The sequence below is a fragment of the Paenibacillus sp. FSL K6-1230 genome, assembly GCF_038002385.1.
GTDB lineage: Bacteria > Bacillota > Bacilli > Paenibacillales > Paenibacillaceae > Paenibacillus > Paenibacillus massiliensis.
In genome coordinates this window covers 3,878,097-3,892,936 of record NZ_JBBOCK010000001.1, presented here as the reverse complement: position 1 = coordinate 3,892,936, position 14,840 = coordinate 3,878,097, and the positions used below count along the sequence as shown (strand labels likewise).

Below are 14,840 nucleotides of genomic sequence, written 5' to 3'. Positions count from 1 at the left end.
CAATTATGAGTTCACTCAATTCTAGCTCTTTCCTCGGGATGACCTGTCCCCAGACGTTTCCCGATATGGCTGACTGTTCACTAACCGATCACTCGATTAGGCGGCAAGGGAATGATCCCCACCGTAGGTTTGGGCCGTACTGCCAGCGGATGACATACTGGCTGTGAGATCGCTGGTCGTGACAGCAAAGTTTCGGTTACAGGCTGTTACTTTCGGATGGCTGTCACATCCTACGGACTGTATCAATGACGATACAGCGGGAAGGGTGCTTCTTGAAAGTGTCTTGACACTTGACCCTTCCTCTGCACTTTCTGCGTCAGGTTATCGGTGCAGTTCAGACTATATCTTGTCCCTGCGGAGCAGGGCTTCGGCGTGTAGTCGTTGCGGATTCATGTGCCGCGATTCCCTAAGGCGTATTCATTCGCTAGGAGCAGCAAGCATGTCTTTCCTCAGAATTACCTACCTCTAGGCTTCCTCTGATATGGCCGAATTGAACTGCATACATTACTGTATGAGGAGGCTGAACCTGTCTACCTCTAATAATTGATCTGCTACACTAAGACTGCTGGACGAATCCGTGCCTAGCTTGGTTACTGCCGTAGAGACGGCTTCAATTGTCTGCTGGGGAGACATATCCGATATATTCTGCATGATCAAGGCGGTACGGGCCAGGTTGTTCACCTGACTCTCATCGAAGCCCATGCGGCTGAATTCCAGGATTGTCTGGTTCACTTCCTTCATGGATCTTCCGACCTCTGCAGCGCTCTTGGCGCTGTTCTGCAAAATCTGATCTACATTGGTGAACTCACCCAGCACACGCTTGAGCTCATTCATTTGGGTGTCGAGCTCGATCGTAATACGAGTCATATCTGCTAGGGCAGGTATGATCAGGGGAGCGAGCTTGCCAATGACCATTCCGCCCAAGCTACCTTGGCCGAATTTCTTGTCGATCCCTTCCATCTGAGCCTGGATAGCGGCAATTTGTTGTTTATATTCGTCTGAGAAGCCTGTACTGTCTAAACGTCTTTGCAGACTCGACATGCCTGTAAGAGAGCGCATCAGGAAATTGTAATTGGATGCTTCCTTATCGAGTAAGGCCTGAAGCTCCGACTTTGCTTTGTTAAATTCATTCCGTCGCGTATTTTCGCGCAAGGCCTCTTCAAATAGAGCATCCATATTTGGTGGTGTAGGCAATGGTTAATGTCACTTCCTTTTTATACTTGTGTCAGCAGTTAGCTGGATTTATGCAAAACGCTCGCAGCATCACTTACGGAAGAAATAGAAAAAAGAAGAGACATTAGGATCTCTTCTCCATTCCGTCGATGGGGCTCTGTTCCGCCGATACGTGATTAGTTGTGCAAGTTGAAGCATGATCTGTAGCGATGTCATCAGCATATATGTCCTCGACAATCTCGCAGAATCGATCATACCAATCGGCTGCAATCCCCTCGAATTCAGCTGGACCACAGTGGATGACGGCATGCTTGATCGCTAGTAGCATATCCTTGCGCTCAGGTGTCTCATCCATGACGATTCGCTCGTGATAGAGCTTCCTAAGCTCCTGCAAGCGTTCAGGATCGTTACGAAATGTTATGCGTCCGTCTTGCTCAAGCGGCTGGCCGTCTTCGTCGAGAAGGGCATAGTCCATGTTGATGTCATGCGAGTCTGACAACAGCTGGTCATAGTGTTCAGCAAGCCATTTTTTGAATCGAACTTTGTGCCTGGATTGTACACGATCCGTTTTTAACGTATCCAGATAGCCCAGGAAGTTCTCCACTTCATATTTATATAGCTCCATAGAATCCTCGTTGCTCCTCCTTAGTGCGGCTGCTTAGCTTCCGTGTGATCCGTATTCTGACGCGAGTCTTGAACGATCGCCATCTCTGCTAATGCTTCAGCCATATTGCTCTGCACCTTGCTCATCTGATCCTTCACCTTCATCAGTTCGGAATCAGGGATGTGCTGGAACACTTCCTCCATAATGCCTGTGTCAATCAGATTGCTAGTAGCACGGAGAAGAGGGTTAAGATCATTTTTTTTAGGGAGAGGCAGGTCCGTGAATTCACGCAAAATCAACGTGTATAGTATATTAAGGGTACCGGCAATCATCTCATCATCCAGCTTATTCGCAGCCTTCAGACCCTGAAGAAGTTCAAGATACACTGAGAGCACTCGCTGAATTCCTGTAGTGCGCAGTCTGGTATGGATTGTGACATCATATTTACCCAGGACCTGAATCGTTTGTTTCTCCTCAAGCCCGGAGCCGAGTTTATTTAATTCCGTTGCTGTCAATCTAGCCAAGTAGGGAAGCCTCCTTTTATATTCGTAATTAGGGTAATGCCGCCTGAACACTAGCTTACATGGGTGCCAACTATAGCGTGGTTAACTATTAATGCCTCCAAGTCCCGCCTATGAAGGCTGACTTGGAGGCATTTGCCTAGAGCTGCGTGTCAGACATGTGGACGCTTAATGCTATTTAAGGATATTAGTCCTCGTACAGGATCTCGTCCTTCATGACCTCGGCCCCGTCAATGCTGACTGGGAAGAGATCGAAGGTCAGACTAAGTGACGCTGGATCACCAGTAGGGGAGTAGGTGACGGTGAAGTTAGGCTGGAGCTTAACTTTATGGAATACTTGCTGGGAAGAGACTACGCTGCCGCCTTTTTCCGTAGCATAGATCGTGTCACCCACAATTTTGGCGTATTTCGGGAAGCCTTTTGCCGTGTAGGACAGTTTGGCCGTATCCGGTGCATTGAATTGGAAGTATACCTCTACCTCCTCGCCAACCTTAACAGTAGAAGTGGGGGCTAAAGTCACCACAGTATCTTGAACAGATTCGATAGTCTGCGGTTCTGCAATTACACCATTCACATAGCTATACACAGCCACCGCGTTTGTGCCGCCAATGGGTGCCTTAGAGAGAGTAACCGTCTTTGTACCGCTGCCGCCGTCTGCGACAGTTACGACCTGAGAGCGATAGATAGCATGTTCACCTTTTACAATCGGCTCTCCGGCGAGCATGGACAGGTGCTGCAAAGTGAAGACTTGTGTTTCGATCGTCAGCTTGGAAGTTTTGTCACCGTTCCAGGAGATACGATATGGGTTGCCATCACCACCGCGGGCATAGACTGTCTCCCCGGCAAATTCGTTCGTTGTAGTCGTAGCATAGTCAAAAGTCATAATAGGCTTATTCGTCGTGAAGTCGAAAATTTGCAGGTTAAGGTTGTTGCGGGAACCGTAGCGATCAAGATTAAGCATAAATAAAATCCTCCTAGTTGTTCACTGTTATAGTTGTTGTTTTCTTATAACTCGGTTTCTTTAATCCATTCGAATTCGGTCTTCTCGTCAAGATAACCGTTGGCCCATACTGGCAATAGCCGTTTGAACCGATCTTTGATACTCATGCGCTCGAATTGCTCAAATACCTGATATACGGTGAGACGGCCAATATTGAAGATATTCAGACCATTATCTCCGGCACAGCAGAGAATGGACAGAACGTCTTTCAACTCCAGACCACTTTCGTCTTTACTGTGAATAGCTTCTTCAAAAGCCATCATCTGCTCATACATACGGCGGGCACGCTCTGAGGGAAAGGATTTAGCTTGCTCAGTGGTATCTTTGATTCCATTAAGGCAAGCGATGACTTTGGCGATAGCTTGATAATTTTCTGCATCCACCAATACATGCTCCTGGACTCTAAACGAGGCAGTCTCTGAATGAAAGCTCACCTGCTGCCGCGTGAAAAAGGAGAGCGCCTCAGCAATATCGCGTATTACGGCCGGGTGATCCGTCAGCACCTCATAGTCGTCCATGTCAGCAATCGTGTGTAATTCCTCTAAGGAGATACCATATAACCGCTGCAAAATATCCTGTTTACGAAAGCTGCACAGCATCAGGTAAATAGAGTACTGCATGTATCCAAGGCTACCGACCTCCTCGATGCTAGGTGAGTGCAGTGGTACAGCTTCTTTTACAAGGAAGGGAAGACCTAGGAATAGCTGCAGTCGATCTGGCTTCATCTGTTCTGCTTTCATAGAGGTGCTCGGATGCTCCAAAATTGATATTGTAGCGACAAGGTAGAGTAGTCAGGCTGCACAGTCATTTCATTCATCTTCAGAAATTCCAGCTTCCCAAGCCCGAGCTCCTGATTATGTTGGAGTATCTTCTGCAGAATATTTGCGATATGGTCTGAGCGCAGTTGGTAATGCTTTGTAAAGATAAGGTTTTTATGTACGTGAGCTTTAAAATGAAGCAGTCCAGTAAGATGAGAATTCTTCCAGGGCTTGAATTCCCGGAAAGAAAAGGTAAGGTAGCTACGCGGTGGATCATCGGAGCTTGGTGTGAAATGGTACGGAAAGATATACTTGTTGAGCAACCCCGCCGCAAGCTCCGGATCTATCGTGGTCAATTCTGTTGTTACTGCTACTTTGGCTTCTGCAATGTCTGCTTCTGGATAGGCCAGTGCAGCACGCAATGCCTCAGAGCGGATCAATGTACTCATGATTTGGCCGCGAGCGTGTTCCAGACCTTGAAGCAATGTCATCGTTCCAGCACCTGCCCTTGCATAGACATAGTGTCCATATTCACGCTCCTTTTTCGTGTGATACGCAGTTACCTGATGGGTCCGTTATATTGGATATCAGGATTGCCCGAGAAACGCATATTATGGTCCCACTGATATGTAGGCACCTCTTTGATGGGGCAAGGCAGTAATAATCTGCAAGCTCCATCGAAGGTATCTATGTAAACACAGATGACCCTTTTGCCGGCTAAAAGGGTCATCCAGTGATTGCTTGTATCATGGGACAAGAGGAGGGAGAGGGCTGTGCACCGCTTCCTCCCTTAAAGACGTTTTGGTTAATTAAATAAAAATAGTGAAAGTCCTTATGCTAAGCGGCAACAGCGCTACAAGGACATCTTTTCAACTCGTGGGGACCGTTTTTGATTACGCTGTTTTCTTTTTTTATCACGCTCTTTCTCCTTGCGAATATGGTCATGACAAGGCTCGCAGTAGACCTGACGCTGCCTTGTGACCACAAACTCTGTATGACAACTCTCACAACAATGGATTTTATTCAGATTGCGTAGTAGATTCTCTAGCAGGATATCTCCAAAGGCAGACCATAGTGTATTCTTGTATTTACTATTTTTATGTTTATATAAATACTCCACCAGCATGTCTGTGACTTCGTAGGGACTGTGACTAGTAGTATCTAAAATAATTCCTCTAATTCTTTGGTACAACAAGGGATGAGTTGTTGCCTCAGCTTCATTTGGATTCGCAAGCAGCAGCTTCTTGTTCTGATCTAGCATTTGATAGGTGTGAATAATTGCTTCATCTAATACCACTCCGCATTTGGATCTCATTAATAAGGTGTAGTCGAATTTTCCGATACCTGCTTGCCGGAAGCTGATTCGCGGATTGGGTATCATCTGGAACAGCCGATTCATCACACTGTTGTTGGCTGCCTCTACCTTCCCTGATTCCTTATCCTTGGCATAAATGAAGAAAGCAGGAGCTTTTTGCTTGGTGTGACTCAGAATTTGCTGCTCCATATGTTCCGGACGCTGGGGCTTGTATAATGTTTTGGCATAATCAATGGTGAAATTATTCTCCATACATAGGATTTTGATGATATCCAGATTCACAGGATCACTATTCCAAAGCTTGGTGATATTGTTGCTTATAGTTCCAATATTACCCCCAGTGTACGCCGCCTTGAGTCCTGCAAAAATGCTGTCACTATGAATGGGCTCGGCATCGGCCTTTGCCATTGGATAATACAGCGGATAGATATCTACCATATTGCGTTTGGCAGCGGTGACTAATGTAGGATCGGCACAGACAAGTGCTTTATCACCATCATTATCGAACATCAGCAGCTTGCTGATGGGGTCATGAACACTGGTATAGAGGCTTTTGGTGATGAACCACCGTTTTAGCTGGTGATACAAGATTCCTCCTGACGGCATGCTCTCGATATAGATGTGGACTTCGTAGACAGTCCAATTCAGTGGTGTCTGGATACAGGTTGCAACTGACCTCTCCGTCTGCCAGCAGCCCAAGTGGGTTCTGCTCTCCAAGGAATAGATGCTCACAAAAGGCATAGAGATCGGGGCTGATGAAAGTGTACTTACCGTCCACATCAAGCTTGCCCGAGCGTGCTTGCCTGACCAGACTCTTTTTCACTTGTTTGATCGTCTCTTTGCTGTAGGCATCATTCAGAAGATCGGGATAATATTCGAGCGCCTGCTGAAAAGGGTTCTTGTGGCGGTTATGCGGCACTACACCCATGATCTTCAGCATCGTAGCTTTGTCGGTACCCATGTTATGGATATCTGCAGCTGTCTTGCTGCTCAGTGCCTTGAGCTCTGCATCCGTGATGTCGGTCAAGGTTTGTAGTATCTGATAATTAAGCTTGGCTTGACCTATAGCATCTTCCTCCAGATTGCATATGCCTGCTTGGCAGTTATGGGTAAGGTAATGGCTGGTATACTCTTCCCAGGAGGAGTAGTACTTCCACATCTTGAACTGACTCTTGGTGAAAATGACTTCGATGTTTTCCCTCAGAATATCATGCTCGACCCCATAGATATCCTTGATTAAGCCATATTTGCTATGACCGGCCTTCTTGTTCTGCTCACGGATGAATTTATCGAATGGAAACGGCATGAGCAAGCCTTTGACCCACGGCAGTCGGATCATCATGGCTTTTGAGCTTTTGCGGGGCAGGATCATTCCGCAGCCATCGGTGTGCTCAATCGGCACGTCCATCATTTGCCTATCAATGGAGTAGGTATGATCTGAAATGTAATCCACCATGGTGCGGATGGTTGTAGACATATCGTCCACAACAATACACTTTCGAATGTCAAAGGCTTGCCATTCTTCTGTGGCACTATTGCATAAAGCCAAGTAAGCAAGATATTTGTTAATGTTGATACCGCCTAGCTGATTAATGTGCTCACTGGTCAAGCCGCACATTAGGGAGCTTCTGTATTGTTCTAAGGTAGCCTCACGAATGAAGATGGTCTTTTTCTCTCGAATCTGACCTGCTGAAGCCGTAAAGCATACATAACGCTCATCCTGATACCAGAAGCCATGCCTGATAATATCCTGCAAGATATCAAAATAATAGGTCTGAACCACAATGATTTCTCGAGAAAGAGTATTCACTTCCATCTGCAATGTTCTTGTCAGGACAGACTCGAAGATGGATATTATATTTCTTAGATTCTGCTCATCCACTTCAGTTGGACGAATGACTCTGACCTGGTCGTTCTGCTTGAATTGCTCAACAAGTTCTTTTTTATATTTCTCTAGTCGCTTATTAGTTCTTGTCAGATACTCTACTGCCTTGCATCTGGTTAGGTCATCTGTCGTTGGCCGATCTCTTAGTTCCTTGAGCTTCATACGAAATCTGAAGTTACGTAACTGCTTCCTATGTATTCGTAATTCCGATTCATTATAGAAGGCGCTGGTATCTACACTAAAAATATGTACTTGCTTGCTTAAAAGAATAACAATCCCTCCGCTTCAGCTTTATGAGGCAGGTTCTGCCAGTTTGTTAATCATCGTTTCCTTGGATGTGGCCTTGAGAATATACTGAGTGCAATCCTCAGTACCAGCTAGCATACAAGGTGACACTAAGCGTTCATCATAATAATGATCGATTCCGTCATAGTATAGATCTTGCTCGGTAAGTATAGAAAAACCAGTTCTTTTATTTTTCATATTTTTACGTTAATACCTCCTTCCTTCACAAATGATAGGATCGAGCTTGCCTTCATAGTAATATAGACCTATCAATCTTTCAACACTATTTTTATGTTATTGACGAAAGTCAGTCAAAGCTTTATGATATCCACAGTATAGAGCAGGAGGGGGCGAAGGCCGTGAATAAGATATATGATCATCCCTTGTACAACGAGGAAATGAAGCAAAACTTTGTGAAGAACATGGATAATTCGAAGGAGATTATGCGTATTTTCAAGCGTGTAGCCCCACTCGAAGAAGCGCTGGGCATGGATCTTTATGATTTCAAGCTGGAGCACATTAAGCAGTTCCTGACATTGCTTCAATCAAAGAAGGTAAATCCGGTGAAGCAAGCTGCGGGGATCGTTGAATTGTACATAAAGTGGGCAATCATTCAGGGATTAAGGCAGGATTCGGGCAACCCCTTTGATGAGGTGCAATCTGTTGATTTTTATCGCACTTTTGTAGATACCCGTGTACAGACCATATTTTCGGAAGAAGAATTGAATGATATGGTAGATGGGGCCATTAATTTTCAGGATAAAATTGTGGTTCAGGCGTTATTCGAGGGAGTCTATGGTCGGGAGTATAGTGAGTTACTTAATCTGCAAGTACAGGATGTCCATGGGGACACACTTACCGTGCTGCTGCATGAAGATGACAAGGGTGTAAGCCGGCAGCGGACCATTCCAATCTCACAGCAGCTGTATGACATCATTCGTATAGCCAACCAGGAGAAGGAATACAAGAAGAACAATGGTATCGTCAGCCCCTCGATCAAGAAGGACTATAACGAACTCGTCACCAACAGTTATGTGGTACGGCCCGCCAGGAATGTACGAACTAGGGATGCCAATGCTCCAGCACACCCTGCCCTGATTAACCGTAGAATTGCAACGTTGGCCGAGTATTACGGCCGGAAGGGGCTTACTCCCACTAATATTCGTAATAGCGGCATGCTCAAGATGGCCAGAGATCTGTATGCGGAGAAGGGACAATTGGGAGATGTTGAATATAAGCTGATCTGCGACCATTACAATACTGGTATCACAGCTGCCGGCTACAACCTGAACCGCTTCAAGATTGATTTTCTCAATCATGATACGTTGAACCAGATTTATTCGTTGAACCTGAGAGGATAAAGCATAGGCTTTATTCTCTTTTTTTGTAAAAAGAAAACCATACGCTATGCGTATGGTTCGGGAGAGCTTTCAGCGATGTATTAAAAAAATCCCTCCTGGTGTTACAATAAATTTGGTTCGCCAACCGAATTTATCGCACAATAGGAGGGATACAGATGTCATCTGATGTGAACAGTTTAGCACATACAAAATGGAATTGTAAGTACCACATTGTGTTTGCCCCAAAGTATAGACGACAGGTCATTTACGGAAAGTTGAAGCAAGATATAGGTAGAATATTGCGACAATTATGCGAGAGAAGAACGTAGAAATAATTGAAGCAGAGGCGTGTAAGGATCATATTCACATGCTAGTGAGTATTCCACCGAAACTAAGTGTGTCCGCTTTTATAGGATATTTAAAAGGAAAGAGTAGCTTAATGATTTTTGATCGACATGCCAATCTGAAGTATCGGTATGGGAATCGGAAATTTTGGTGCAAAGGATTTTATGTGGACACGGTGGGAAGAAACAAGAAAGTGATAGAAGAATATATCCGCAAACAATTGCAGGAAGATATCGTCGCGGAACAAATAACAATGGAAGAATACATCGATCCATTTACAGGAGAAGAAACCAAAGGTAATCGAAAGAAGAGATAGAAAAAACCCCTTTAGGGGTAGCGGAAAAAGTAGTGCGGTTGGCGAATCATTCAATGCCCTTTTAGGGCTGGCCAGTAACAAAGGCTTTCAGCCGCAGAGCAAACCACCCGTTATACGGGTGGTTCTGATTTTGTGTGCGGAAGAGACAAGCTGAAAATTAGTCTTTTATCTACCGAAACATCGGCGGTTGGCGAGGGAGATTCTGTTATGATTAACAGGAACAAACGTTCCTGTTTTTTTGTTTTGACATTATATATTTAACATATAGCTTTGCTTCTGGCATGTCGACGAAGGGACAGTCTTTTGACTGGATATCCTCTCAAATTAGAGCTGCTTATTCGCTTGTGCCGCAAGGTTAGTCAGGGGGCTAGGAAGTATGGAGAACGTAATTCAATTACTGGGTATTGACAATAAATCGTTGGAGTTGATAGCTACTGTGAAGTTTCTGTTCACGACTGAGCATGAGATCGAACAGTTGCTGATGGATTGCATCGGGGCAAGCGAGGATCAGATTCATCGGTATCTCATTCATTATCGGCAACAGAAGATCCGATTCACCCGATATGCATCCTGCGAGGAGTTCGTGAAGGCATATACGGTGGATCGAGTGCCTGCACTGGAACGGCTTTTCCAGGAATATATAAGTCCGGCCAAGCTTGCGCGGCTTCATTGTGATGATCCTGAGGACATCTATTATCGACATTGCGAGAATATCGACATTCGTTTCAATCGATTCGCTATGCATTTTATGTGACTGACTTATGGAGTGGGGAGATGGGCAGGATGCGAGATTTTAATATTGAGCGGTTTAATGAGCTGTACCTTTATTTGACGATGGATGATTGTGATTACGGTGAATTGCAGGAGCTGCGCGACAAGATTCATGAATTGCTGAACGTTGTGCTGGATAAAATGGAGGCATTCTGATGCGAGATTTGGGACTATGCAAGTGCGCGGCATCTTAAGGGGGAACAGATATGAATCAGCAAGAGCAGTGGATTGCGTTAAGCAGCGAGGAAGAAGAGGCCACCCATGTCAGAATTATAGAGAATCGATTTCATGTGCCGATTACAATCGGAGCGATGTATGAGCTGAAAATGATCCACTATGGAGTGGCTTCAGTCGTCAGAAGTGAGCGGTATATTATTGACGACAACGGTGCAGATAATTTTTCCTTTGCGTTATGCTGCAAAAAAGAGTTCTATAAGAAGAGGGACTAGCCCTAACGAGTCATTTTAAATATGATATAAATTGTCTATGCTTATATATGAGAGAATTTTGATAGATCTCAAGATTCAACTACTACAACCATGAAAGGTATGGTACTCCATATGAAAAAGTTCCTGTCCAACACATGGCCTATCCTGACGCTTGTCTGCGTGGCCTTGATTGCGGGTGGCGTTACACTGGTGTATTTTCAAGGAAATAGTCTGCCCACGTCGGCTAGTCAAGTACAGCCTGCCCTTACGGATGCCGATCATGAGAATTACAATATCGTGACCGTAGAGGTCAAATCAGATGGCTTCTATCCTCGCAATATTGAAGTCGAGGCGGGTGTTCCTACCAAGATTAATTTCAAGAAAACGACGTCATCTACCTGCATTACAGATGTTACCTCCCCGGATATGTCGATGCTGCTCTACCTAGAGGGCAAGGACAATTATTTCACGGTGGAGGATTTGCAGCCAGGCACCTACAACTACAATTGTGGGATGTACATGTGCTTCGGTACAATTACCGTGATCTAACACAAATAAGCATCTCCAACCATGATCTGGGACTGACCTGATCTGGATGGGGGTGCTTATTAATATTACTAGCACCTTAAACGAATCTATAGAACTGCTGCAAGCGGGGAGCCCTGTCGACCACTGTTAAGCTTGCTGTTCTTTTGAACCAATATCTTAAGCAGATGAACAGCAAGCTTGAAGGCGGGCACTTCGTTTCTCTAGGACTTCCCCGTTTTCCGCTAACTACTACGCTTCGCCGACCACTAAACATAATTTCAGATTCGGTCAAAGTATCTAAAATACAAAAGTATCTAACCTACAATGGTTTCATGGCTATGATTAGAGTGTAGCTCGCTTCCCTGGGCTAGTCGCGAGCTCCTTGTGGAATAACAAAGGACACCGTCGTGCCTACGTCCGGTTCGCTCAGGATGGACAAGCCCTGACCGTACAAATGAATGAGACGCCGGTTCGTATTGGCTATGCCGATGCCGTTCTTCTCATGCATCGATGCAGTCAGTAGTTGCTGTACCTGCTCCTCTGTCATGCCCTTGCCATTATCCTGTACCTCCACCTTAATACCTCCCTGCACACGGGCAATGGTAAGCGTCAGTGTCCCACCTGCGGATCTGCTTAATAGTCCGTGTCTGACTGCATTTTCGACAAGAGGCTGTATGGAGAGCGGCGGTAGCATCAGCTCAATGGCTTGCCCCACATTCCATACGACAGACAGCCGTTCTCCGAAGCGCTCCTTCTCAATATAGAGGTAGGATTTGATTAGCTCCAGCTCATGGGACAGCTCCACAAGCTCGCCCGTATTGAGATAATTGAAGCTAATGCGCAGGAAGGAGGCAAATACATCTCCCAGCTTGCGCATTCTGTCTGTGTCGATATAGCTCAGCGCCATGACAGAGTTAAATGCATTGAACAGAAAGTGGGGCTGTATCTGTGCCTGAAGATAAGCTGCTTCAAGGCGCAGGCGTTCATTGATCGATTGCTTCAGCGAGATTAACGCCCGGATTCGATACTTCAGCTCCATAGCATCCACTGGCTTGGTAACATAGTCATTTGCTCCGGAAGAGAAGCCTGCATAAATATCTGATGGCTGGGTACGGGCTGTGAGCAGCAAGACGGGCAGCTCTGACATAGAGTAACGCTCTCGTATCTGTTGAGTCAGCTCATACCCTGACATCTGCGGCATCATGACATCCGCTATGAGTAAATCCCATGGTCTGGTGTCCAATATTTCGAGGGCCTCTCGTGCCGAAGCTACCGCTGTGATGCTATAAGGTTCGGAGGACAGCATGCTCTCGAGCACCTTCAGATTAATGGGATTATCATCTACAGCTAAAATAAGAGTATGACCTGCAGGCAATAGGGGCTGCACCTTGCCGTCTAGGATCCCCTGCTGCGAGGCAGCATCGGCAAACAAGGGAACATCCGTATCTGTCAGTCCTGCTGCTGCAAGCTCTTCCTGTCGATAGGCTGCTTCAGCCTCCACATGCTCGGACAATGCAGCATTATCAGATGTCATGTCACTGGTCGTAGCTACGGGCAGATTAAAGGTAAATACGGAGCCCTTATCAGGCTCTGACTCGACGTAGAGTGTCCCCCCGTGAAGCTCGATTAGTTGCTTGCAAATACTGAGCCCCAGTCCCATTCCCTGTTCCCCTTCGCTTCCAGAGCCACCTTGCTCGTAAGGCAGGAAGATCCGACGCTGAAGCTCTTCATTCATTCCGATGCCCGTGTCACGGACAGAGACCAGGATCTGATCGCCGTGCTGACCAGCTTGTAGCTCGGCTGAGACGATAATGGTCCCTTTCTCAGTGTACTTCAAAGCATTGTGCAATAGATTGTGTACGATTTGCACGAGCCTTTTCTCGTCGGCCATAACACTTGGCAGCGCATCTGGGATTTGAATCTGTAATTCAATGGGCTTGCGTTCCGTGATGAAGTTGAGCATGGCCGCAACTCCAGTCACAATGGATTGTACCTTAAGGGGCTGCCTCTCCAGCACAATGCGTTGCTCCTTCAGGCGAACCACATCAAGAAGGTCGTCAATTAATTGTGACATCCGGCGAGTAATCGTAATGAGCAGCTTCATATCCTTCATACTGTTCGTGCTCAGCCTGTGCTTCTCTTGCTCTGCAAGATTATGGGCAATGTTCATAATGCCATGTAGAGGAGTCTTAAGCTCATGGGAAGTGTTCGCCAAGAACTGATCCTTGAGCTGATCCGCGATCTGGAGCTGCTCATTCAGCCTCGCATTGGCTCTCGCATGCCGGAAGTATTTATTGAACCAGTATGTAGAGAAGCCCGTAATCGCAACAATCAGATCGACAGGATAATATACGGTCGATATATTCCGGGCGGACTCTTCTCCACTCCATATCAGATTAGACACCATGCCGCATATGCTGATGATGAGAAATACAATGTCGCGATCCATGTGCTGCTTGCTCAGCATGTTCCAGGTGATCATGACGAGCCATATAAATGCTATGTAAAACAGCGCATCGAAGATATAATACTGTACAATCCCGTAGCTGAAGGATACAGGGGTGACCAGCAATACCGCAGTAACTACAGCACATACTGTAATAAATATTCGCAAGGCCACTGTCGAGGTCGGTCTGCTGGTGAACCTGCTGAAGAGCAATAGAATAAATACATTTTGCCATAATAGCAGAATTACTCTCAGCTTGTAGGCCCAGGAGTAATCAATGGGCAACCATAACAGCAGGATGTTATCATGTCCGATCAGAATGGCAATGCCTGTGCATAGCGTTAGCATGAAGGTATAGATCAAACTTCGCTCTCCAGCACTGATGAAGTAGAGAATCAAAGCATACAATCCGTGAAGTGCCAGCACGAGGAAAATGAAGATTTGCAGCCCGATCGAATACCAGCGAACATAATCTATAGCGGCCTGTGATCCAAACCGTACAGGAGCAGCGATTCCACCCTTGCCAGGACTATCGAAATTCGCCATACGAATGACGAGTTCAACAGTATTGGTCGAATCTTTTTTCATCGAATAGGAAGGACTGAAGGATAGCTTGTGCGGGATATACTCCTCAGCTGTCGTAGCCACCTTACCCATAATTCCGGTCGTTTCCCCGTTAATCTCCACCTCGGCTGCTGCCTGCAGCTCCCTGAACCAGAAGGCAACGGGCTGATCCAAAGGGCCCATGAGAATGCGTAAATGATAGGTTCCGTAGCCGTAGGAGCGCTCCTTGTCCAGGTTCATGATATTTCCCCAATCACCCGGCACCTTCATGGCACTTGGGGTATATGCCTGAGATTGGATATCGCTTAGCGTGAGCAGTTCTCCAGGATAGAAATCCCACTCTCCATTTAAATAGAGAGCAGGGTCCTCCCCCAGATTCACATGCCGCAGGTCCAGAACACCATTCACGGGATGATAATCCTCGGATATTGGGAACATCTGTGACCATGCCCAGCGCATTCCGAGGAGCAGAGCAAAGGTAACAATAATGACCGTTACATATTTGAGATAGATTCCAGTAAACTTCTGCTGATGGATCATGGGATTGAAACTCGACATTCA

Annotated in this window: 14 protein-coding genes and 1 pseudogene; 6 read left to right on the top strand and 9 right to left on the bottom strand. The window is 46.0% G+C overall.

Annotated elements, in window-relative coordinates; all coding sequences use genetic code 11:
* Window positions 1-504: 504 nt before the first annotated feature.
* From MKX74_RS17165 to MKX74_RS17130, 8 genes are all read right to left on the bottom strand, one after another.
* Entirely contained in the window at window positions 505-1,194 is a 690-nt protein-coding gene (locus MKX74_RS17165; protein WP_341179220.1) for a phage tail tape measure protein, read from the bottom strand.
* Between the two features lie 103 nt (window positions 1,195-1,297).
* Complete coding sequence (locus MKX74_RS17160) at window positions 1,298-1,798, bottom strand: hypothetical protein (RefSeq protein ID WP_341179219.1); 501 nt, start codon at window positions 1,796-1,798, stop codon at window positions 1,298-1,300.
* 20 nt (window positions 1,799-1,818) lie between these two features.
* Window positions 1,819-2,301 (bottom strand): hypothetical protein, encoded by a 483-nt coding sequence (locus tag MKX74_RS17155; RefSeq protein WP_341179218.1) that lies wholly within the window; start codon window positions 2,299-2,301, stop codon window positions 1,819-1,821.
* 184 nt (window positions 2,302-2,485) lie between these two features.
* Window positions 2,486-3,259 (bottom strand): hypothetical protein, encoded by a 774-nt coding sequence (locus MKX74_RS17150; protein ID WP_133567258.1) that lies wholly within the window; start codon window positions 3,257-3,259, stop codon window positions 2,486-2,488.
* A 44-nt stretch (window positions 3,260-3,303) separates the two neighbouring features.
* Window positions 3,304-4,038 (bottom strand): hypothetical protein, encoded by a 735-nt coding sequence (locus MKX74_RS17145; RefSeq protein ID WP_341179217.1) that lies wholly within the window; start codon window positions 4,036-4,038, stop codon window positions 3,304-3,306.
* Window positions 4,035-4,547, bottom strand: coding sequence for a hypothetical protein (locus MKX74_RS17140; RefSeq protein WP_341179216.1), 513 nt, complete (start codon window positions 4,545-4,547; stop codon window positions 4,035-4,037). Before MKX74_RS17140 ends, MKX74_RS17145 begins: the two co-directional genes overlap by 4 nt.
* A 362-nt stretch (window positions 4,548-4,909) precedes the next feature.
* On the bottom strand, window positions 4,910-5,959 hold the full coding sequence (locus MKX74_RS17135) for a hypothetical protein (protein WP_341179215.1): 1,050 nt from the start codon (window positions 5,957-5,959) through the stop codon (window positions 4,910-4,912).
* Window positions 5,901-7,418 (bottom strand): RNA dependent RNA polymerase, encoded by a 1,518-nt coding sequence (locus MKX74_RS17130; RefSeq protein ID WP_341179214.1) that lies wholly within the window; start codon window positions 7,416-7,418, stop codon window positions 5,901-5,903. Before MKX74_RS17130 ends, MKX74_RS17135 begins: the two co-directional genes overlap by 59 nt.
* A 482-nt stretch (window positions 7,419-7,900) precedes the next feature.
* Here MKX74_RS17130 and MKX74_RS17125 point away from each other — a divergent pair, with 482 nt between their 5' ends.
* The 6 genes and pseudogenes from MKX74_RS17125 (at window position 7,901) to MKX74_RS17100 (ending at window position 11,290) form a co-directional block, all read left to right on the top strand.
* Entirely contained in the window at window positions 7,901-8,902 is a 1,002-nt protein-coding gene (locus MKX74_RS17125) for a site-specific integrase (protein WP_341179213.1), read from the top strand.
* Between the two features lie 155 nt (window positions 8,903-9,057).
* Window positions 9,058-9,542: pseudogene (gene tnpA / locus MKX74_RS17120) on the top strand (IS200/IS605 family transposase).
* Between the two features lie 376 nt (window positions 9,543-9,918).
* Entirely contained in the window at window positions 9,919-10,296 is a 378-nt protein-coding gene (locus MKX74_RS17115; protein WP_028588888.1) for a hypothetical protein, read from the top strand.
* 29 nt (window positions 10,297-10,325) lie between these two features.
* A complete protein-coding gene (locus MKX74_RS17110) occupies window positions 10,326-10,469 on the top strand; it encodes a hypothetical protein (protein WP_166653137.1) in 144 nt (47 codons plus the stop codon).
* A gap of 50 nt (window positions 10,470-10,519) precedes the next feature.
* Window positions 10,520-10,762: a hypothetical protein gene (locus MKX74_RS17105; RefSeq protein WP_341179212.1), complete on the top strand. Its 243-nt coding sequence runs from the start codon at window positions 10,520-10,522 to the stop codon at window positions 10,760-10,762.
* 90 nt (window positions 10,763-10,852) lie between these two features.
* A complete protein-coding gene (locus MKX74_RS17100) occupies window positions 10,853-11,290 on the top strand; it encodes a cupredoxin domain-containing protein (RefSeq protein ID WP_231505401.1) in 438 nt (145 codons plus the stop codon).
* A 346-nt stretch (window positions 11,291-11,636) separates the two neighbouring features.
* On the opposite strand, the gene MKX74_RS17095 is transcribed toward MKX74_RS17100, so the two are convergent.
* Window positions 11,637-14,837, bottom strand: a complete 3,201-nt coding sequence (locus tag MKX74_RS17095; protein ID WP_341179211.1) for a hybrid sensor histidine kinase/response regulator — start codon at window positions 14,835-14,837, stop codon at window positions 11,637-11,639.
* Between the last annotated feature and the right edge of the window lie 3 nt (window positions 14,838-14,840).